The 17,941-nt window shown below is 70.7% G+C and carries 16 protein-coding genes and 1 pseudogene; 2 read left to right on the top strand and 15 right to left on the bottom strand.

The window, feature by feature from the left end:
- The 10 genes and pseudogenes from SMA5143A_RS28235 to SMA5143A_RS28190 all read right to left on the bottom strand — a co-directional run.
- Positions 1–193 (bottom strand): annotated as a pseudogene (locus SMA5143A_RS28235) (3-hydroxyanthranilate 3,4-dioxygenase); the annotation flags it as partial.
- Complete coding sequence (locus SMA5143A_RS28230; protein ID WP_107465628.1) at positions 190–612, bottom strand: RidA family protein; 423 nt, start codon at positions 610–612, stop codon at positions 190–192. The pseudogene SMA5143A_RS28235 and the gene SMA5143A_RS28230, both read right to left, overlap by 4 nt.
- Complete coding sequence (locus tag SMA5143A_RS28225) at positions 612–1,373, bottom strand: 2-keto-4-pentenoate hydratase (protein WP_107465627.1); 762 nt, start codon at positions 1,371–1,373, stop codon at positions 612–614. Before SMA5143A_RS28225 ends, SMA5143A_RS28230 begins: the two co-directional genes overlap by 1 nt.
- Positions 1,370–2,407, bottom strand: coding sequence for a 4-hydroxy-2-oxovalerate aldolase (gene dmpG, locus SMA5143A_RS28220; RefSeq protein WP_107465626.1), 1,038 nt, complete (start codon positions 2,405–2,407; stop codon positions 1,370–1,372). Before dmpG ends, SMA5143A_RS28225 begins: the two co-directional genes overlap by 4 nt.
- On the bottom strand, positions 2,392–3,354 hold the full coding sequence (locus SMA5143A_RS28215) for an acetaldehyde dehydrogenase (acetylating) (protein WP_107465625.1): 963 nt from the start codon (positions 3,352–3,354) through the stop codon (positions 2,392–2,394). The genes dmpG and SMA5143A_RS28215 overlap by 16 nt, the downstream gene beginning before the upstream one ends.
- Entirely contained in the window at positions 3,351–4,199 is an 849-nt protein-coding gene (locus SMA5143A_RS28210; protein ID WP_107465624.1) for a 2-keto-4-pentenoate hydratase, read from the bottom strand. Before SMA5143A_RS28210 ends, SMA5143A_RS28215 begins: the two co-directional genes overlap by 4 nt.
- On the bottom strand, positions 4,196–5,647 hold the full coding sequence (locus SMA5143A_RS28205; protein WP_107465623.1) for a 2-hydroxymuconic semialdehyde dehydrogenase: 1,452 nt from the start codon (positions 5,645–5,647) through the stop codon (positions 4,196–4,198). The genes SMA5143A_RS28210 and SMA5143A_RS28205 overlap by 4 nt, the downstream gene beginning before the upstream one ends.
- A gap of 68 nt (positions 5,648–5,715) precedes the next feature.
- A complete protein-coding gene (kynU, locus tag SMA5143A_RS28200; RefSeq protein WP_107465622.1) occupies positions 5,716–7,005 on the bottom strand; it encodes a kynureninase in 1,290 nt (429 codons plus the stop codon).
- A gap of 144 nt (positions 7,006–7,149) precedes the next feature.
- Entirely contained in the window at positions 7,150–8,040 is an 891-nt protein-coding gene (locus tag SMA5143A_RS28195) for an alpha/beta hydrolase (protein ID WP_107465621.1), read from the bottom strand.
- The gene (locus SMA5143A_RS28190) at positions 8,037–9,206 is read right to left on the bottom strand and encodes an indoleamine 2,3-dioxygenase (protein WP_107465620.1); all 1,170 of its coding nucleotides are present in this window, start codon (positions 9,204–9,206) and stop codon (positions 8,037–8,039) included. Before SMA5143A_RS28190 ends, SMA5143A_RS28195 begins: the two co-directional genes overlap by 4 nt.
- Before the next feature lie 594 nt (positions 9,207–9,800).
- On the opposite strand from SMA5143A_RS28190, the gene SMA5143A_RS28180 reads away from it, so the two are divergent.
- On the top strand, positions 9,801–11,819 hold the full coding sequence (locus tag SMA5143A_RS28180; protein ID WP_107465618.1) for a galactose-binding domain-containing protein: 2,019 nt from the start codon (positions 9,801–9,803) through the stop codon (positions 11,817–11,819).
- 28 nt (positions 11,820–11,847) lie between these two features.
- Positions 11,848–12,453: a TetR/AcrR family transcriptional regulator gene (locus SMA5143A_RS28175; RefSeq protein ID WP_107465617.1), complete on the top strand. Its 606-nt coding sequence runs from the start codon at positions 11,848–11,850 to the stop codon at positions 12,451–12,453.
- A gap of 30 nt (positions 12,454–12,483) precedes the next feature.
- On the opposite strand, the gene SMA5143A_RS28170 is transcribed toward SMA5143A_RS28175, so the two are convergent.
- The 5 genes from SMA5143A_RS28170 to SMA5143A_RS28150 all read right to left on the bottom strand — a co-directional run bounded on the left by SMA5143A_RS28170 (position 12,484) and on the right by SMA5143A_RS28150 (position 17,603).
- Entirely contained in the window at positions 12,484–13,035 is a 552-nt protein-coding gene (locus tag SMA5143A_RS28170) for a GTP-binding protein (protein ID WP_107465616.1), read from the bottom strand.
- A 16-nt stretch (positions 13,036–13,051) separates the two neighbouring features.
- The gene (locus SMA5143A_RS28165; protein WP_107465615.1) at positions 13,052–13,408 is read right to left on the bottom strand and encodes a DUF742 domain-containing protein; all 357 of its coding nucleotides are present in this window, start codon (positions 13,406–13,408) and stop codon (positions 13,052–13,054) included.
- Between the two features lies 1 nt (position 13,409).
- Positions 13,410–13,838 carry a roadblock/LC7 domain-containing protein gene (locus tag SMA5143A_RS28160; RefSeq protein WP_055514289.1) on the bottom strand — a complete coding sequence of 143 codons (429 nt, stop codon included), beginning with the start codon at positions 13,836–13,838 and terminating at the stop codon, positions 13,410–13,412.
- A 48-nt stretch (positions 13,839–13,886) separates the two neighbouring features.
- Positions 13,887–16,265, bottom strand: coding sequence for a sensor histidine kinase (locus SMA5143A_RS28155; RefSeq protein ID WP_107465614.1), 2,379 nt, complete (start codon positions 16,263–16,265; stop codon positions 13,887–13,889).
- A gap of 324 nt (positions 16,266–16,589) precedes the next feature.
- Positions 16,590–17,603: a substrate-binding domain-containing protein gene (locus SMA5143A_RS28150; RefSeq protein WP_107465613.1), complete on the bottom strand. Its 1,014-nt coding sequence runs from the start codon at positions 17,601–17,603 to the stop codon at positions 16,590–16,592.
- Positions 17,604–17,941 lie beyond the last annotated feature (338 nt).

Below are 17,941 nucleotides of genomic sequence, written 5' to 3'. Positions count from 1 at the left end.
AGCCGCGCACCTGGTGGAACCACTCCTCGTACGGGTCGACGTGGTAGTCGGTGCGCTGGTTGGGGCCGCCGACGACCTGGACGATGAAGTCCGATCCCAGGGCCATGGTGCGGTTGTTCACGGGTGGCTTGAGCAGGTGGGCGTGGTCGTCGATCCACTTCTGGAAGTGGATGACCTCGGGGAGGGCGGTCATGACGGGTCTCCTTGAAGGACGGCGACGGCCTGGATCTCGATGAGCAGGTGCGGGTGGGGCAGTTGGTGGACGGCGACCGTCGTGCGGGTGGGGCCGTGGGCGTCGAAGTACTCGGCGTAGACCTCGTTGTAGCCACCGAAGTCGTTCATGTTCACGAGGTAGGTGGTGATCTGGGCGATGTCCTCCAGGTCGGCGCCGACCGACCGCAGGATGGCGCGCAGGTTGTCGATGACGGCGCGGGTCTGGGCCCGGATGTCGAGGGTGGTCGTGCCGAGGGCGTCGGCCTCGGCGCCCTCGAAGGTGTTGTCCGGCCTGCGGGAGCTGGTGCCGGAGACGAAGACGAGGTCGCCGACGACCTTGACGTGCGGAAACCGTCCTCGGGGGGCGGCCTGCCCGTCGACCACGTGTGCGGTGTTCATCAGCGGCCCTTCAGGGTGACGGTGCCGAGCCCCGCGATGTCGCAGGAGGTGACGCCGGGGGTGAGCGGCAGGGCGGCGGTGGCGGCGCCGGCCAGGACGATCTGTCCGGGGGCTAGGGGGATACGGCGCCTGCGGCAGATGTCGAGCAGGGCGTGCAGGGCCGCCAGGGGTGCTCCGAGGATCGCCGCGGTGGATCCGACGGCCTCCGCCCCGGGGGTGCGCAGCCGCACCGCCTTGTTCGCGACGTCGGTGAGCGGACGCCAGGGGCCGACGGCGTACCCGGCGGCCGAGGTGTTGTCGGCGATGACGTCGGTGACGGTGAAGCGGAAGTCCTGGTAGCGGGAGTCGATGACCTCGATGGCCGGTGCGACCGCGTCCACGCACGAGGCGATGTCGGTCACGGGGTCGTCGAGGTCGACCGGGCGGCTCAGCCGGAACGCCACTTCCGGTTCGACCCGCGGATGGATGAAGGCCGACAGGTCCACCTCCGCGCCGTCGCCGATGCGCATGGCGTCGGTCAGGCGTCCCACGACGATCTCGGAGACACCCATCTGCGCCATCTTGGCCTTGCTTGTGAAGCCCAGCTTCACGCCGGTGAGCCGCTCTCCCCCGGCCTGCCGCAGACCGACCAGGGCTTCCTGCACGGCGTAGGCGTCGTCGATGCCGAGAGAGTGGGTGTCGGCGAGGCCGGGAACGGGGGTGCGTCGGCGAGCGGCCGTGTGCAGACGCAGGGCCGGTTCCAGGCGGTCGGGGGTGCTCATGCCGTTCCTCCTGCCTCGGCGGGCACACGGGCCAGGTCCAGGGCGATGTCGGTGAGAAGGTCCTCCTGGCCGCCGACCAGACCGCGGCGGCCGGCCTCCTGGAGCAGCAGGCGGGAGTCGAGCCCGTGCCGTGCGGCCACGCGTGCCGCGTGCAGCAGGAAGCTGGAGTAGACACCCGCGCGGCCGAGGGTCAGGGTGTCGCGGTCGACCTGGACGGGCCGCTCCCGCAGGGGCCGGACGAGGTCCTCGGCGGCGTCCTGGAGGGCGAACAGATCGCAGCCGTGGCGCCAGCCGAGCAGGTCCGCCACGGCGACGAACGGCTCCGCGGGACAGTTCCCGGCGCCCGCTCCCTGCCCGGCGAGAGCGACGTCCACGCGCAGCGCCCCGTGCTCGACGGCCGTGACGCTGTTGGCGACGGACAACGACAGGTTCTCGTGCGCGTGGATGCCGATCTGGGTGTCGTCGGCGAGCACCTGGCGCAGGGCGTCGACCCGTTCGGCCACCTCGGACATGGTCAGCCGGCCGGCGGAGTCGGTGACGTAGACGCAATTGGCTCCGTAGGACTCCATCAGCCGTGCCTGTTCGGCGAGCCGGGCCGGGGCGGCCATGTGACTCATCATCAGGAACCCGGCGACGTCCATGCCGCTCTCGCGTGCCCAGGCGATGTGCTGCGCGCTGATGTCGGCCTCGGTGCAGTGGGTGGCCACGCGTACGCTGCCCACGCCGAGAGCACGGGCCCGGCGGAGGTCGGCGATGGTGCCGATGCCCGGAAGCAGCAGGGTGGTGAGGACGGCGTCCTCGATCACCTCGGCCGCGGCCCGGATCCATTCTTCGTCGGTGTGGGCCCCGAAGCCGTAGGTGGCGCTGGAGCCGCCGAGGCCGTCGCCGTGGGCGACCTCGATGGCGTCCACCCCGGCCCGGTCGAGTGCGGCCACGATGTCGCGGACCTGTGCGGTGGTGTAGCGGTGTCCGACGGCGTGCATGCCGTCCCGCAGGGTCACGTCCTGGACGTAGAGGTTCACTTGCTCACCCATCCTCGGAGTTCGGCCATGCGCTCGGCTGTCCGCAGTGCGGCGGAGGTCATGATGTCGAGGTTGCCGGCGTATTCCGGCAGGTGGTGGCCGGCGCCGCGGACCTGGAGGAAGCAGGTGACCTGCGTGCCTGTCACATGCCGGCCGAGGTGCGGGATCCACACCTCCCGCAGGGCGTCGAACTGCACGTCCTGCACGAGTTCGTAGCCGGGCACGTACTCCTGGACGTCCCGGACCGCCTGCCCCACCGAGTCCTCGATGGCGCGCAGCGTGCCGGCCGAGGTGTCCTCGACAACGCAGTGGACGGTGTTGCGCATGGACACCGGCGGATCGGCCGGGTTGAGCACGATGACGGCCTTGGCGGTGGCCGCGCCCGCGACCTCGCGCAGGGCCCGGGCGGTGGTCTCGGTGAACTCGTCGATGTTGGCGCGGGTACCGGGCCCGGCGGAGCGGGTCGAGAGGGAGGCCACGATCTCGGCGTAGGCCACCGGAGCCACCCAGGAGACGGCCGCGGCGACGGGTACGGTGGCCTGCCCGCCGCAGGTGACCATGTTGACGTCGTCGGCGCCGAGGTGCTTCTCCAGGTTCACCGAGGGGACGGTGAGCGGGCCGGACGCGGCCGGCGTGAGGTCGACGAGCAGTTTGCCGTGGGCGCGGCAGAGTTCGGCGTGACGTGCGTGGGCACCGGCCGATGTCGCGTCGAACACGATCCGGACGTCGGCGAACTCGTCCATCGCCACGAGACCGTCGATTCCCGCGGGGGTGGTGGCCACGTGCAGGCGCCGGGCTCGGGCCAGCCCTTCGGACGCCGGATCGATGCCCGCCATGACCGCCATGTCCAGGGTCTCCGACTGCCGGATCACCTTGATCATCAAGTCGGTTCCGATGTTCCCCGAGCCCAGGACGGCGACCTTGACGCCGTCGGCTCGGGTCGCGGTCTCGGTGCTCATGCGCTGTCCTCCGTGCGCGGCTCGATCCGGGCCTCGACCGTGCCGAGTCCGTCCAGTTCCAGGCGGTAGCGGCCACCGTCGGTGATCTCCGTCATCGGTCCCAGGGCACCGGACATCACCACGTCTCCGGCGCACAGGGGCCGGCCCCGGCGGGCCAGTTCGCGCGCCAGCCAGGTGACGGCGACGACCGGGGAGCCGAGGCAGGCGTGACCGGCGCCGAAGGAGACGGGCTCGTCGTCGCGGTACAGCGTCATCCCGACCCGGGCCAGATCGAGTCCGGTCAGGGTGTGCGGGACGGTCCCGAGGACGACGGCGCCGCTGGAGGCGTTGTCGGCGACGGTGTCGGTGATGGTCAGGTCCCATCCGGCGATACGGGAGTCCACGATCTCTACGGCCGGCAGGACGAAGGCGGTGGCCCGCAGGACGTCCGCGACGGTGGCACCGGGCCGGTCGAGGTCACGGTCGAGGACGAAGGCGATCTCCCCCTCGGCGCGCGGCTGTATGAAGCGGTCCAGGGCGACGGGCTCGCCGTGGGCGAGGACCATGTCGTCGAAGAGCACCCCGAAGTCGGGTTCGAAGACGCCGAACTGCTCCTGTACGGCGGGCGCGGTCAGGCCGATCTTGGCACCGACCCTTCGTGCTCCCGCGGCCAGCCGCGCGGAGGCGTGGCGGCTCTGCACCTCGTACGCGGTGTCGATGCCGGTGTCGCCGAGCAGGTCGCGGACGGGGGCGCAGGGCGTTGCGGTGGCGGCTGCGCGGGTCAGGCGGGAGACGGCCGCTCCGATGGCGTCGCCTCCCGTCGGCGGGACGGGTGTGTCCGGGCCGGTGTCGGTGTCGGTCGTCATAGCTGCACGCACACATTCGTGGGCTCGGTGTAGAAGTGGAGGGAGGAGGCGCCGCCTTCCCTGCCGATGCCGGAGAGCCCGGCACCGCCGAAGGGCGAGCGCAGATCGCGCAGGAACCAGGTGTTGACCCAGGCCATGCCCACGTCCATGCGTTGGGCGACACGGTGACCGCGGCGCAGGTCGTTGGTCCACACGGCGGCGGCGAGACCGTAGTCGGTGTCGTTGGCCAGGGCGATGGCCTCCTCCTCGGTGTCGAAGGGGATGAGCGCGGCGACGGGGCCGAAGATCTCCTCGCGTACGGGGCGGTCGGCGTTGGTGAGCCCGGTCCACAAGGTGGGTTCGATCCAGGCGCCGCCGTCGAGGGCCGGGCCAAGGTGCGGTGTGCCGCCTCCGGTGACGACCTTGGCGCCGGCCTGTTCGGCGAGGTCGTAGGAGCGCAGCACCTTGCGCCGGTGCTCCTGGGAGATCAGCGGGCCGGTGGTGGTGTGCGCGCTGAACGGGTCGCCGAGCCGCAGCCGTGCGGCCCGTTCGGCGAGCCCGTCGACGATGTCCACGAACACGGTCCGCTGGACGTAGACCCGCTCGGTGCACAGGCACACCTGGCCCGTGTTGGTGAACACCGACCGGGACAGCCCGTCGAGCGCCTCGTCGACATCGACGTCGTCGAAGACGATCGCGGCGTTCTTGCCGCCGAGTTCGAAGGACACCGGGCGCACTCCGGGCGCCGCCGCCCGCATGACCTCGGTCCCGGTGGCGGACGATCCCGTGAACGTGACCCCGTCCACGCCCGGGTGGGTCACCAGGAACTCGCCCGCGGAACCGGCGCCGAAGCCGTGCACGACGTTGTAGGCCCCGGCGGGCAGACCGGCGTCGGCCAGCACCTCGGCCAGCAGGGCCGCGGTGGCCGGGGTTTCCTCGCTGGGCTTGACGACCACCGCGTTGCCGCAGGCGAGCGCGGGGGCGACCTTCCAGGTGAGCAGCAGCAGCGGCAGGTTCCAGGGCACGATCACGGCCACCACGCCCAGCGGTTTGCGCACGGCGTAGTTGAGGGCCTGGCGCCCGTCCGCCAGGTCGGTGAGGTAGGAGTCCTGGCCGGCCGCGGCCACGATGTCGGCGAAGGTACGGAAGTTGGCGATCGCGCGGGCGACGTCGAGTTCGCGGGCCTGGGTCACGGGCTTGCCCGTGTCGCCGACCTCCGCGGCCACGAACTCCTCGAAGCGCTGCTCGATCAGGTCGGCAGCCCGGCGCAGCAGCGCGGTGCGTTCCCGTACGGGGGCGTGGGCCCAGCCGTCCGCCAGGGCGCCACGCGCCGAGCGGACCGCGCGGTCGACCAGGGTCCGGTCCGCCTCGTGCACCCGGGACAGGGGCATGCCGGTGGCCGGGTCGGTCTTGGTGAAGCAGCGTTCCTCCTCGGGTTCGGCGAAGGTGCCACCGACGAAGTTGCGCATGACGGGGAGGGGTTCAGCTGGCACGGGGTGCCTCCTGAGGCTCGGGGTCGCCCGCTTCCCGGTCCGGGTCATCTCTCCTCCGGAACGGAGTGGGCCAGCGCGTCGGCGGCCCGCCAGCAGTCGTGGAAGGTGGAGTAGAGGGGCACCGGCGCCAGCCGGATGATGTCCGGCTCGCGGGCGTCGGCGACGACTCCGTGCTCGTGGCGCAGCGTGCGGGCCAGGGCAGCCGCGCTCGTACGGCCGACGCGCAGCGACAGCTGGGCACCTCGGCGTTGCGGGTCCCTGGGAGTGATCATCGTCAGTGGACGGGTGAGGGTGATCGCGTCGAGAAGCCCCTCCAGGTACCCGGTCAGCTTCTCGCCGCGCCCCCGTAGCGCCGCCATGCCGACGGCGTCGAACAGTTCCAGCGAGGTGCGCACCGGGCCCATGGCGAGAATGGGCGGATTGGAGATCGCCCACGCGTCGGCGGTGGCCGGCGGCCGGGAGACCGGTTCCATCCGGAACCGGGTGGCGGCGTCGGTGCTCCACCACCCTTCCAGGCGGTGCAGACCGCGGTCGGTGACGTGCCGCTGGTGGATGAACACCCCCGACAGCGAGCCGGGGCCGGAGTTGAGGTACTTGTAGGAGCACCAGGCGGCGAAGTCGACGTCCCAGTCGTGCAGCTGGAGCGGGACGTTGCCCGCCGCATGGGCGAGGTCCCAGCCGACCGTCGCTCCCGCGGCGTGGCCGGCCGCGGTGATGGCGGGGATGTCCATGAGCTCGCCGGTGAGGTAGTTGACGCCGCCCAGCAGCATCAGGGCCACGGTGTGTCCCTGCCGGTCGAGGAAGTCGACGACGTCCTCCGTGTGCAGGCAGTCCTCCCCGGGACGCGGACGCAGTCTGGTGACCGCCCGGTCCGGATCGAGGCCCCGGAAGCGCACATGGCTGCGCACCGCGTAGCTGTCGGAGGGGAAGGCGCTGTCCTCGATCACGATCTGTGTCCGCTCCCCCTCGGGGCGGTAGAACGAGACCATCAGCAGATGCAGGTTCACCGTCAGGGAGTTCATGACGACGGTCTCTTCGGGCAGCGCCCCGACCAGCCGCGCGGCCGGCTGGGTCAGCAGGCGGTGATAGCCGAACCACGGGCGTACGGCGTCGTGATGGCCTTCGACGCCGAAGCGGCTCCAGTCGGACAGGTCCTCCGTCAGCTCCGCGAGGGTGGCCTTGGGCTGTAGGCCGAGGGAGTTGCCCGCGAGGTACGCGGTGTCGGTGTACCGGCCGCCGTCGGCGGGCGGTACGTGGAACAGCTCGCGGTGCCCCGGGAGGGCTTGGTCGAGCTGATGGGCCTCGGCTTCGGAGGCGGTGGGTCGCGCGAGCAAGGCAATGCCCTTCTGGGAGATGGAGCCGGATGACCGCAGGCGGGTCGAGGGAGGCGCCGAAGCGGCACGCGTGGGCCCGGAGGGTGGACATGAGCCGGAAGGTGGTCCTGAGTGGGCCGGTCGCTCTGGTGGCCGGGGAAGCGGTCAGTGCGAAGCCGCGGCCAGACCCATCAGACGGAGGGTCTCGGCATGGACTCGGGCGGAGGGCACGGCGAGTTCCACGGGAGAGTCGAAGTGGTTGCGCCCGGACTGCTCGAACGCGGTGACCGGGCAGCCCTGCCGGCGCAGATGCTCCGTGAACGCGCGCGACTGCCGCTTGAACTCGTCCGTCTCACGTTCCCCCCAGGCGATCACCACGGGGCAGCGGACCGAGGGGGTCAGCAACAGCGGACTGAAGTCTCGTACCTCGCTGCCGTCGATGCCCACGACGTCATTGACGTAGGTCTGCCGCACCGGGGTCAGGTCGTAGATCCCGCCGAACAGCACCGCGCCCGCGATGGGGTCGGCGGGCAGACCCCACTGCCGCCACGGCGTGGCGAGCAGCATGGCGGCCAGGTGAGCGCCGGCCGAGGATCCGGAGACCACGATCCGCTCGGGGTCGATGCGATGGTCGGCCGCCCGGCGCCACAGCCAGACGAAGGCCCTGCGCACCTGGTCGACGATGTCCGAGAGCCGGGCGTGCGGGGCGAGGGTGTAGTCCGGAGTGGCGTAGACGGCTCCCGCCCCCACCAGGGCGGGAGCCGGGAACGCGGTGTCCTCCTTGGACAGCTGCTGCCAGTATCCGCCGTGCACGAAGAACAGGGCGGGCCGGTTTCCCGTGCCCGGTCCCGAGGGGCCGTAGACGTCCAGCCGGTCGTCGTGTCCCGGTCCGAAGCGCAGGTCGCGACGGGCCACCGCGGCCAGCTCCTGTCGGGCGAGACGGCTGCGGTCCGCGTAGTCGTCCAGGAACGGCCGGATGTCGTCCACCATGCTGCTGGGCGAGTACTGGGCGTCCAGCCGGCCCTGGTCGAAGTCCCCGTACACAGGTGCTGTCATGGCAGCAGCCGATCGGTGGTCTCCTCCCGCGACTTCTTCAGAAAGGCGACGAAGTCGCTGCCGCCGGTTCCCTTGGCGGTCTCCCGGTCGCTCTCGAACCGCTTGATGTAGCGCCCGGTGATGCCGATGTGCTGGGCCCGGAGCCGGACCAGGGCGTCCACCGCCGCGTTGTACGCGTCGCCGAGCCGGGGGTGGGCGCCGCGGCTTCGCTCGACGCGTTCACGGACCGACGGACCGGCCTCGAGGTCCTCCAGGAAGCGACGGTGCGGCGCGGGCATGTAGGCGCGCATGCCGGTCAGGAATCCCGCCGTCATCCCGTGCGGGTGCGGTATGTCGAGTCCTGCGTCGAAGGCCTGGATGAGGGAGCTCTGGGCGGCGCTCCCGCCGGCCAGCACCAGCGGTTCCCGGTCCACGCCCTCGAAGCGCAGCCCCGGCGCGGACCATCCCGTGAGGAACGGCCTGATGCGATGGTAGAAGACGTAGTGATCGCACCAGCGTTCGACGTCGAGGAACGCGTCGGTCACCTTGTCGACGACATCGCGGATACCGAGCAGCGCCTCGGTGAGACCGGCCTGGTCCTCGTCCGCCGCCGCGTGCTGGGCCCGCACGAGCAGGGGCAGCCCGGGAGCGCCGGCGAGTTCGACGCCCACCGTCGCCAGATAGAACCACTTCTCGTCGACGCCGCCGAGGAACGTCACCTGGGTGTCGATGTTCGACATGCTCAGCGGTTCGCCGGTGTCGATGCGCCGCCAGTTGTGGAGCACGATGGAGGCGTGGGAGACGATCGGCGCCCGGTCCAGGGCTTCGGCGAGCGTGTGGAGCGGCCCTGCCACCGGTGCCGGAAGCGTGTTGGCGGGTGTGTCGGTGGCCCACACGTACGCGTTCGCCAGAGAGCACAACAGCAGCATGGCCCGTTCCTGCTCCCCGCCGGAGCGCAGCCGGTCCGGTGCGAGGACGGGCATCGACTCGACCGCAGGGCGCATCCGCCCTGTCATGATCAGGGCCGCGATGTTCCGCCCGAGCCGCTCCCACGGTTCGTAGTACGCCGGCAGGGCGTCCACCGGGTCCTCGGCGGGCACGAACCCGTGCACGTCATCGATGGCGTACTCGTCCAGCGCGGCCACTCGGGGCCGGGGAGCGCGTATGCGCGTCGTCTCAGGGATCACTGCGCTTCCTCCTCATGCGTCTCCACGAGGCTGCCCTTCCCAGGAGCCGGGGCATATGGACACCGGCACGAACTCGGCGCCCTCCGATTGGGCTCGGGCACCATGACGTCGCGGTGTCGTCGCCCCTCAGGAAGCTCCCCAGGCCCGGGGGCAGACCCGCCACCTGCCCGGACACGATCCGGTACAGCACATGTCGCTGTCCGGGGACGAGGGCCGGCCGGAAGTGGCCGAAACGCCGGGGACCTCCGGTCGCCCTCGACTGCGCGACGACCGCCGGGTCGACCGTAACGGGCCGCACACCGACCCGAATTGCCGGAGATCGCCGCTGACGACAGTGCGGGACACGCTGTTTGACGGGACGTCATCTCGACGCCTACCACACGATCACCATCAGGTCATCTGTCCCGGACTATTGACTCGCATCACCACAGTGGCGATTCTCGTCACATCGCTTGTGCCAGCCATGACAACCGGGCTATGGCGTCGTGGTGTGCGCGCGTCCCGCAGGGTCTGGCCGATCGACCGCGCTTCCCTCGACCAAGGACGTGAACGATGCCCCGGACCCGACGCGCCCACCACAGACGCAGACCCCTCATGGTGTTGACGCTGTTCCTGACCGCGATGGGCATGCTGCTCAGCCCGTCGGCCAGTTCGGCCGCCACCGGCGACTGGTGGCAGCCCACCGCCCGGCCGACGCCCGACTCCCAGATCAACGTCACGGGCGAGCCGTTCAAGGGCACGAACGCGGCGGGCGAGGTGCGCGGATTCGTGGACGCGCACAACCACCTGTTCTCCAACGAGGCGTTCGGCGGCCGGCTGATCTGCGGCAAGGTCTTCTCGACGTCGGGCATCGCCGACGCGCTGAAGGACTGTCCCGAGCACTACCCGGACGGCACCCTCGCGATCTTCGACTACATCACCCACGGCGGCGACGGCAAGCACGACCCGGTCGGCTACCCGACGTTCAAGGACTGGCCGGCGTACGACTCGATGACCCACCAGGCCAACTACTACGCCTGGGTCGAGCGCGCCTGGAGGGGCGGCCAGCGGGTGCTGGTCAACGACCTGGTGACCAACGGGATGATCTGCTCGATCTACCCGTTCAAGGACCGCAGCTGCGACGAGATGACCTCGATCCGGCTCCAGGCGAAGCTGACGTACGACCTCCAGGACTACATCGACAAGCAGTACGGCGGCGCCGGCAAGGGCTGGTTCCGGATCGTCACCGACAGCGCGCAGGCCCGTGAGGTGATCAAGCAGGGCAAGCTCGCCGTCGTCCTCGGTGTGGAGACCTCGGAGCCGTTCGGCTGCAAGCAGATCCTCGACATCGCGCAGTGCAGCAAGGCGGACATCGACAAGGGCCTCGACGAGCTGTACGGCCTGGGCGTGCGCAGCATGTTCCTGTGCCACAAGTTCGACAACGCGCTGTGCGGCGTCCGGTTCGACGAGCACGGTCTCGGTACGGCGATCAACGTCGGTCAGTTCCTGTCGACGGGCACCTTCTGGCAGACGGAGAAGTGCAAGGGCCCGCAGAAGGACAACCCGATCGGTGACGCGGCGACGAAGGCCGAGAAGGATCTGCCCGAGGGCACCGAGGTGCCGGAGTACGACGACAACGCGCAGTGCAACGTGCGCGGGCTCACCGATCTCGGCGAGTACGCCGTGCAGGGCATGATGAAGCGCAAGATGATGCTCGAGATCGACCACATGAGCGTCAAGGCCACCGGCCAGGTCCTGGACATGTTCGAGGCCGCGTCCTACCCGGGCGTCATTTCCTCGCACAGCTGGATGGACCTGAACTGGACCGAGCGGGTCTACTCCCTCGGCGGTTTCGTCGCCCAGTACATGCACGGCTCCGAGGAGTTCGGCAAGGAGGCCGCGCGCACCGACGCGCTGCGGACGAAGTACGACGTGGGCTACGGCTACGGCACGGACTTCAACGGCATCGGCGACCACCCCGCCCCGCGCGGCGCGAACACCTCCAACCCGGTGAAGTACCCCTTCAAGACCGTCGACGGCGGCTCGACCGTGGACAGGCAGACCACCGGTCAGCGCACCTTCGACTACAACACCGACGGCGCGGCCCACGTCGGCATGATCCCCGACTGGATCGAGGACATCCGGCAGACCAGCGGCCAGGGCGTCGTGGACGACCTCTTCGAGGGCGCCGAGTCCTACCTCGACACCTGGGGCTCCTCCGAGGACCACCAGGCGGGCGTCAACCTGGCCAAGGGGAAGACGGCGACGGCCAGTGCGTCCGAGTCCAACCCCTTCACCAGCTACCAGCCAGGCCGGGCCGTGGACGGTGACGGCGGCACCCGCTGGGCGAGCGACTGGAGCGACTCCCAGTGGTGGCAGGTGGACCTCGGCACCTCGCACACGATCCGGAAGGTCACACTGGACTGGGAGCGGGCCTACGGCAAGGCGTACCAGATCGACGTCTCCACCGACGGCTCGACCTGGAAGACGGTGTGGTCCACCACTTCGGGTGACGGCGGTCTCGACACCGCCAAGTTCTCCGGGGTGACGGCCCGATATGTTCGGATGCTGGGGACCGACCGCGGTACGGACTGGGGTTACTCCCTCTACGAGGTCGGCGTCTACAGCAGCTGACCGCAGTCCACGGGGGAAAGGGAACCACATGGCACGCCTGCCGTCGGCCGAACGCCGCAGACAGCTGACCGAAGCGGCGATCCGCGCGATGACCCGGGACGGCGTCCCCAGGACGACGACCCGGTCCATCGCGGCCGAGGCAGGCGTGTCGCTGAGCGTCTTCCACTACTGCTTCGCCTCGAAGCAGGAGCTGATCGAGTCCGTCATCACCACCATCACCGGCCACTACGTGGCGCTGGTGCGGGAGGCGCTCCGCCCTCGGGAGACGCTCAGGGAGACCGTCCGGGCCGGTTTCCAGGCGTACTGGGACCATGTGTCCGCCCACCCGGGCGAGCACATGCTCACCTACGAGCTGACCCAGTACGCCCTGCGGGAACCCGGGTTCGAGCACCTGGCGCGGCGCCAGTACGAGATGTACTGCGACACGTACACCGAACTGATCGAGCACCTGCGCCGTACGACGGACTTCGAACTGACCGTCCCCGTACCCGTCCTGGCCCGTTATCTGGCCGCCATGACGGACGGCCTCACCCTCAACTTCCTGGTCCTGGGCGACGACACGGCCTGGACGAGCATCCTCGACACCATCACCGACCACGTGTCCGGCCTCGTCCGCGAGGAGGCCCGCCCCTGAGAACCGCGACGCCGGCGGCGCCCTGACCCCTCAGCGGGCCGAGGTCGCGATCAGCTGGTCCAGGAGGGCGATCAACACGTCTCGGCACGAGGCGCGTTCGCGGGCGTCGAAGAGGAGGACCGGGGTGCGCTCGGGCAGGGCGAGCGCCTCGCGGATCTCCTCCGGTTCGTACGGGTGCTCGCCGTAGAACCCGTTGACGCCGATGACGAACGGTATCTTCCGGCGCTCGAAGAAGTCGATCGCAGCGAAGCTCGACTCCGGTCTGCGGACGTCCACGAGGACGACCGCGCCGAGCGCGCCGATCGCCAGGTCGTTCCACATGAACCAGAACCGCTGCTGCCCGGGGGTACCGAACAGATACAGCACGAGGTCGTCCCCGATGCTGATCCGCCCGAAGTCGAGGGCGACCGTGGTGGCCTGTTTGTCGGGGATGCCGTCGAGGTCGTCGACGCCGAGTCCCGCGGTGGTGAGGGGTTCCTCGGTGCGCAGCGGGACGATCTCGCTGACCGACCCGACCATGGTCGTCTTGCCGACGCCGAATCCGCCGGCGATGAGTATCTTCACCGCGTCGGGAGCCGGCATCCCCTGAGGGGTGGGGTCAGAGGCGGCCAAGGCCGTCCCTCACTTTCTTCAGCAGGTCCAGGTCGGGAGTGCGGGAGATCAGCCGCGGCTGCCGTACGGTGATCCGGCCCGCCTCCAGCAGGTCGCAGAGCATGATCGCCACCACGCTCACCGGGAGGTCGAGGCCGGTGGCCAGCTCCGCCACCACGATCGGCTCGGCGCAGAGTCTGAGGATCCTGGTGTGCTCGGGCTGCGGCCGGGCCCCGCCGTCGGGCTGCGGGTCCACCGCCGTCACCGTGGTGAGGAGGGTGAAGTCGCTCCGACTCGGTCTGGTCCGGCCGCCGGTCAGGGTGAACGGGCGAACCAGCCGGCCCGCCGCGTCGCCTCCGTTCACCTCACTCGCCGCTGTCCGCGACGACCACGCCCGCGCGCGGGGCCGCGCTGAGGTGCTCGCCGATCTTCTTCACCAGCATGTTCATCTGGTACGCCACCACGCCGACGTCCGCGCCCTGCCGGGTGAGCACGGCGAGGTTGGCGCCGGGCCCGGCGTTGGTGAGGATGAGGAAGGCGTTGCCCATCTCTATGAGCAGCTGGCGCACGGGACCGCCGCGGAAGTCCATGCTGACGCCCTTGCTGAGGCTCATCAGCCCGGACGCGGTCGCCGCCAGCCGCTCGGCGTCGTCGCGCAGGAACGCGGTGGACTTGCTGACGACCAGCCCGTCCTCGGAGAGCACGACGGCGTGGTCGACCTCGGCGACCCGGTCCACCAGTCCGGTGAGCAGCTGGTCGAGCTGGCTGTGGGTGGCGGGGATGGGGCGTGTCATCTGTGTGTCCTTCATGAGCGGGCTGCGGCGGGGGAGGCGATGGGGACGTCAGGTGCCGGAGGCGGGGATCCGGTCTTTCGGGTCGACGGGTGCGGATTCCTCCCCCGGTTCGTACTCGGGTTCCGCCTCGTCGTCACGTGCCTGAAGTGTTCCGCGCTGGAAACCGGCGAGCGAGGAGGCGGCTCGCTCCGCCGTGAAGTCGTCGTCCCCGTCGGGGCAGGGCGCCGTCTCCTCCTTCAGCTCGGCCGCCAGGCTGGTCTGCGGCACCCGCCGGGGCAGCGGGATCCGGCCGCCGTTCGTCCGGGCCGACGTGCGGGCCGCGCTCCCGGTGCCGTTCGCGGGGGCCCCGGGGGTCCGGACGGACGCGGCGGGCCGGTCCTCCGGCTCGGGCTCGGCCCGTACGGGTTCGGGCTCGACGGCGGCGACCCGCCGGGCCACGAGGGAGGACCGCGCGGGCGGCTCGTCCTCGTCGGCGCCGTCCGTCTCGGGTTCGGGGGCCTCGTGGGCGACGATGTCGTGCGGGATCAGCACGATCGCGGTGGTGCCCCCGTACGGCGAGGCCCGCAGGGTGACGGCGATGCCGTGCCGGGTGGCGAGCCGGGCGATGACGAACATGCCGAGCCGGAGGTCGTCGGCGAGGGCCACCACGTCGAACTGCGGGGGCACCGCCAGCTGGGCGTTGAACGCCTCGTAGTCCTCCTCGGACATGCCGAGGCCGCGGTCCTCGACCTCCAGGGCCAGGCCCTTCGCCACGATCGCGGCGCGCACGCTCACGGGGCTGGGGGCCGGCGAGTACGAGGTGGCGTTGTCGATCAGCTCGGCGAGGAGGTGGATGACGTCGGCCACGGCCGGCGGGGCGATCCACACGTCGTCCTCGGTGTGCACCTCGACGCGCTGGTACTGGGCGACCTCGCCGACGGCGCTGCGCAGGATGTCGATCAGCGCGACCGGCTCGGTCCAGGTACGGCCGGGCCGCTCACCGCTGATGATGACGAGGTTCTCCTCGTAGCGGCGCAGCTGGCTCGCGGTGGAGTCCAGCTCGTACAGGCCCTTGAGGATCTCCGGGTCCTGGTGCTGGCGCTCCAGCTTGTCGAGTTTGGTGAGCTGGAGGTTGACCAGGTTCTGGCTCTGCCGGGCGATACCCAGGATGACGCGCTGGAAGCCGCGCCGGGTGTCGGCGAGTTCGACGGCGGTGTGCACGGCGGTGCGCTGGGCGGCGTTGAACGCCTTGGCGACCTGGCCGAGTTCGTCGGTGCCGTAGTCCAGCGGGGCCGCCGCCGTGTCGACGTCGACCTTCTCGCCGCGTTCCAGGCGGGCGACGACGTCGGGCAGCCGCTCCTGGGCGAGGCTCAGGGTGGCGGACCGCAGGCCCCGCAGCCGCAGCGACAGGGAGCGGGTGATGCGCCACGACATCACGACGCACAGCAGCAGCGCGGCGAGCCCGGCGGCGCTGAGCGAGCCCGCCTTGATGAGCAGTCCGCGGGCCTCCGCGCCACTGCGGTCCAGCAGGGCGCTGGTCTGTTCCCGGATCAGCTTCTCGTACTGGACGGAGAGGCTGGTCATGGCGGTGTCCCAGCGGTCCTGGGAGTCGGGCAGCGCGGTCCTGCGGTTCTTGCCGGTGCCGGTGGCGTGGGCCGAGAGGACCTGGTCCTCCACCGCCTGGAGGTTCTGCCAGTCCTTGTCCCGGACGATGCGCTCGACCTCGCTCTTCACCTCCCCTTCGAGGGAGGGCACGAGCTGGTTGTCGACGAGCCAGCGCCGGGCGTTGACGACCTGGGCGAAACGCTGACGGGAGGCGTCGTCGAGCTCCCCGGCGGGCCAGTTCAGGGTGAGGAGGGCGTCCTCCTGGGAGACCAGCTCCGCGGCCTGTTCGAGGGTGACGAGCGGGCCGGCCTGGGAGGTGAGATCGCCGTCGTCGACCTGGGACAGCTCCTGGAAGGCGTGGATCTGGCCGTCGATGATCTCGGTGTACTGGTCCAGGATCTGCTCGGGGGTGATGTCGGTGGGGTTGTCCACCTGGCCCCGGTAGTACTCCAGGCTGCCGGAGCCGGCCATCACCGAGTACAGCCGCTCGCCGATGCGGTCGGGGGCGTCCTCGATGGCGTCCGCCTTCGCGGCGAGCCGGGTGACCGCCGTGTCCGTCTTCCCGCGCTGTTCCTCCAGGGCCGCCATGGAGCTGCCGGGGGCGGCCATGTAGGCGGCGGAGAGGGCCCGCTCCCGCTGGAGGGCCAGGGTGGCCTCGGTGCCCATGGCGCCGGTGGACTTGCTCAGCCCCGTCTGCGCCCGCAGCCGCAGCCCCTCGGAGAACATCTGCGTCGTCGTCATGGCCCAGCTCGCGGTGAGCGTGACGCTGGGGATGAGAGCCAGCAGGATCAGCGAGAGACGTATGGAGCCGAGACGGCGCCGGGCGCCGGTCCTTGAGGGCATCGTCGTCCTTGGGCGGTTGCGGGGAGCGGAAGGGTAGCTGGGGAGCGGGTTGGGGCGGCGAGTGGTGGGTGGTGGGTGGCCACCCGTCAGTACGGCGCACAGGGGATGCGCAGGATGTTATCCGCACAAGTGAAGGCGTGCGTCCGGGGAGGTCCAAAGCTTGGTGCCGCCGTTACCGGACCGTTCCGGATGGTTGGGATCCGTGGCGAACCCGTGTCCGAACGGAGAGTTCCGTTCGATGGTCGCGGCGGATGGGTGAGGGCGGTGCGCCCGGTGTGCGGGCGCACCGTTCGCGTCGTGTCCACGCGGGGCGTCGGCATCGCGTCAGCGGGTGCCGTTGGCGGCGAACTTCTCGATCCCGGCGATGTTCTTCTTGGTCACGAACGCGGGGCCGGTGAGCACCGGTTCCACACCGCCGCCGCTGATGTTGCCGTTGGTGCGGTAGAGCCAGAGCCCGTCGACCGCGAGGTAGCCCTGGAGGTACGGCTGCTGGTCCACGGCGAACTGCACGGCGCCGCTCCTGACGGCCTTCACCATGTCCGCGTTGAGGTCGAAGGTGGCGACGTCGGCCCGGTCCCCCGCGTCCTTGACGGACTCGACGGCGGCGAGCGCGTACTGCGCGCCAAGGGTGACGACCTCGTCGATGGAGGGGTCCTGACGGAGCTTCGCGGCGATCACACCGGTCACCTGGCCCATGTCGGCGCCGTCGACGTAGAGGTTCTCGGTCTGTCCGCCGAAGGTCTTGCGGACGCCGGCGCAGCGGGCCTCCAGAGCGACGTTGCCGCGTTCGTGGATGACGCAGACGGCGTGCCGGGCGCCGCGGGCGTCCAGTTCCTTGCCGAGCGCCCGTCCGGCGACGGACTCGTCCTGGCCGTAGAAGCCCAGCAGGCCCTGTGCCCGCCAGGCGTCGATACCGGAGTTGAGGGCGACGACGGGTATGCCGGCCGCGCGGGCCTCGGCGACCGCGCCGCGCATGGCCCGGGGTTTGGCGAGGGTCACCGCGATCCCGTCGACCTTGTCGGCTATCGCGTTCCGCACCAGCTTCGCCTGGCCCGCCCCGTCGGGGTCGCTGACGAACGTCAGGTCGATGCCGTCCTTGGCCGCCGCGGCCTCCGCGCCCTTGCGCACCCGGTCCCAGAAGACGTCCCCCTCCGCCCCGTGGGCGATGAGGGCGACCTTCATCCCGCCTCCGCCCGACCCGCCCGACGCTCCGTCACCCGTGTCGGAGTCGGCGCCCGTGAGGACGGAGCAGCCGGTGACGGTGAGACAGAGGGCGGCGGCGAGGACCGCGGCACGGAACAGGAGGGAGGAACGGCGGGCGGCGGGGGCTGGGTTCATGAGGGTGCGGCACCTCGCTGTGCGACCAAGGCGGGACGTCGGGGAGGCGAAAACACGGCGATACCGCGCTGACGTGCGGCGACTGGCTGACTTTCGCTGGGCGGAGCCAATCGCGTGTGACGCCCGGTAGTCAAGTGACCATCGAAATCGATGTACTGCTGTGACAGGTCGGACGCGACCGGCGCACACGTGTCACCCACGGGAATTCCGCACATCCGGCTCCGCTCGGATCCGGCCAACTCCCCCGTCCTGTCGGGCCTTCTCCGGATGGCCGGAACCCGCCCGGAAGGGCGGCAACCTCTTCCCCCGCGGCGGCGACTGCTCGGCTGACCGGCCAT

The organism is Streptomyces sp. MA5143a (assembly GCF_900290235.1).
Classification (GTDB): domain Bacteria; phylum Actinomycetota; class Actinomycetes; order Streptomycetales; family Streptomycetaceae; genus Streptomyces.
Note: the sequence above shows the minus strand (reverse complement) of the source record. Positions and strands in the feature narration are given on the sequence as shown.

What these genes read in the sequence shown, in the direction of transcription:
- SMA5143A_RS28195 (WP_107465621.1), bottom strand. Translation starts at nt 8,040, where the DNA reads ATGACAGCACCTGTGTACGGGGACTTCGACCAGGGCCGGCTGGACGCC.
- SMA5143A_RS28160 (WP_055514289.1), bottom strand. Translation starts at nt 13,838, where the DNA reads ATGACACGCCCCATCCCCGCCACCCACAGCCAGCTCGACCAGCTGCTC.
- dmpG (WP_107465626.1), bottom strand. Translation starts at nt 2,407, where the DNA reads ATGGGTGAGCAAGTGAACCTCTACGTCCAGGACGTGACCCTGCGGGAC.
- SMA5143A_RS28155 (WP_107465614.1), bottom strand. Translation starts at nt 16,265, where the DNA reads ATGCCCTCAAGGACCGGCGCCCGGCGCCGTCTCGGCTCCATACGTCTC.
- SMA5143A_RS28225 (WP_107465627.1), bottom strand. Translation starts at nt 1,373, where the DNA reads ATGAGCACCCCCGACCGCCTGGAACCGGCCCTGCGTCTGCACACGGCC.
- SMA5143A_RS28175 (WP_107465617.1), top strand. Translation starts at nt 11,848, where the DNA reads ATGGCACGCCTGCCGTCGGCCGAACGCCGCAGACAGCTGACCGAAGCG.
- SMA5143A_RS28205 (WP_107465623.1), bottom strand. Translation starts at nt 5,647, where the DNA reads ATGCGCAACTTCGTCGGTGGCACCTTCGCCGAACCCGAGGAGGAACGC.
- SMA5143A_RS28230 (WP_107465628.1), bottom strand. Translation starts at nt 612, where the DNA reads ATGAACACCGCACACGTGGTCGACGGGCAGGCCGCCCCCCGAGGACGG.
- SMA5143A_RS28150 (WP_107465613.1), bottom strand. Translation starts at nt 17,603, where the DNA reads ATGAACCCAGCCCCCGCCGCCCGCCGTTCCTCCCTCCTGTTCCGTGCC.
- SMA5143A_RS28215 (WP_107465625.1), bottom strand. Translation starts at nt 3,354, where the DNA reads ATGAGCACCGAGACCGCGACCCGAGCCGACGGCGTCAAGGTCGCCGTC.
- SMA5143A_RS28210 (WP_107465624.1), bottom strand. Translation starts at nt 4,199, where the DNA reads ATGACGACCGACACCGACACCGGCCCGGACACACCCGTCCCGCCGACG.
- SMA5143A_RS28170 (WP_107465616.1), bottom strand. Translation starts at nt 13,035, where the DNA reads ATGCCGGCTCCCGACGCGGTGAAGATACTCATCGCCGGCGGATTCGGC.
- SMA5143A_RS28180 (WP_107465618.1), top strand. Translation starts at nt 9,801, where the DNA reads ATGGTGTTGACGCTGTTCCTGACCGCGATGGGCATGCTGCTCAGCCCG.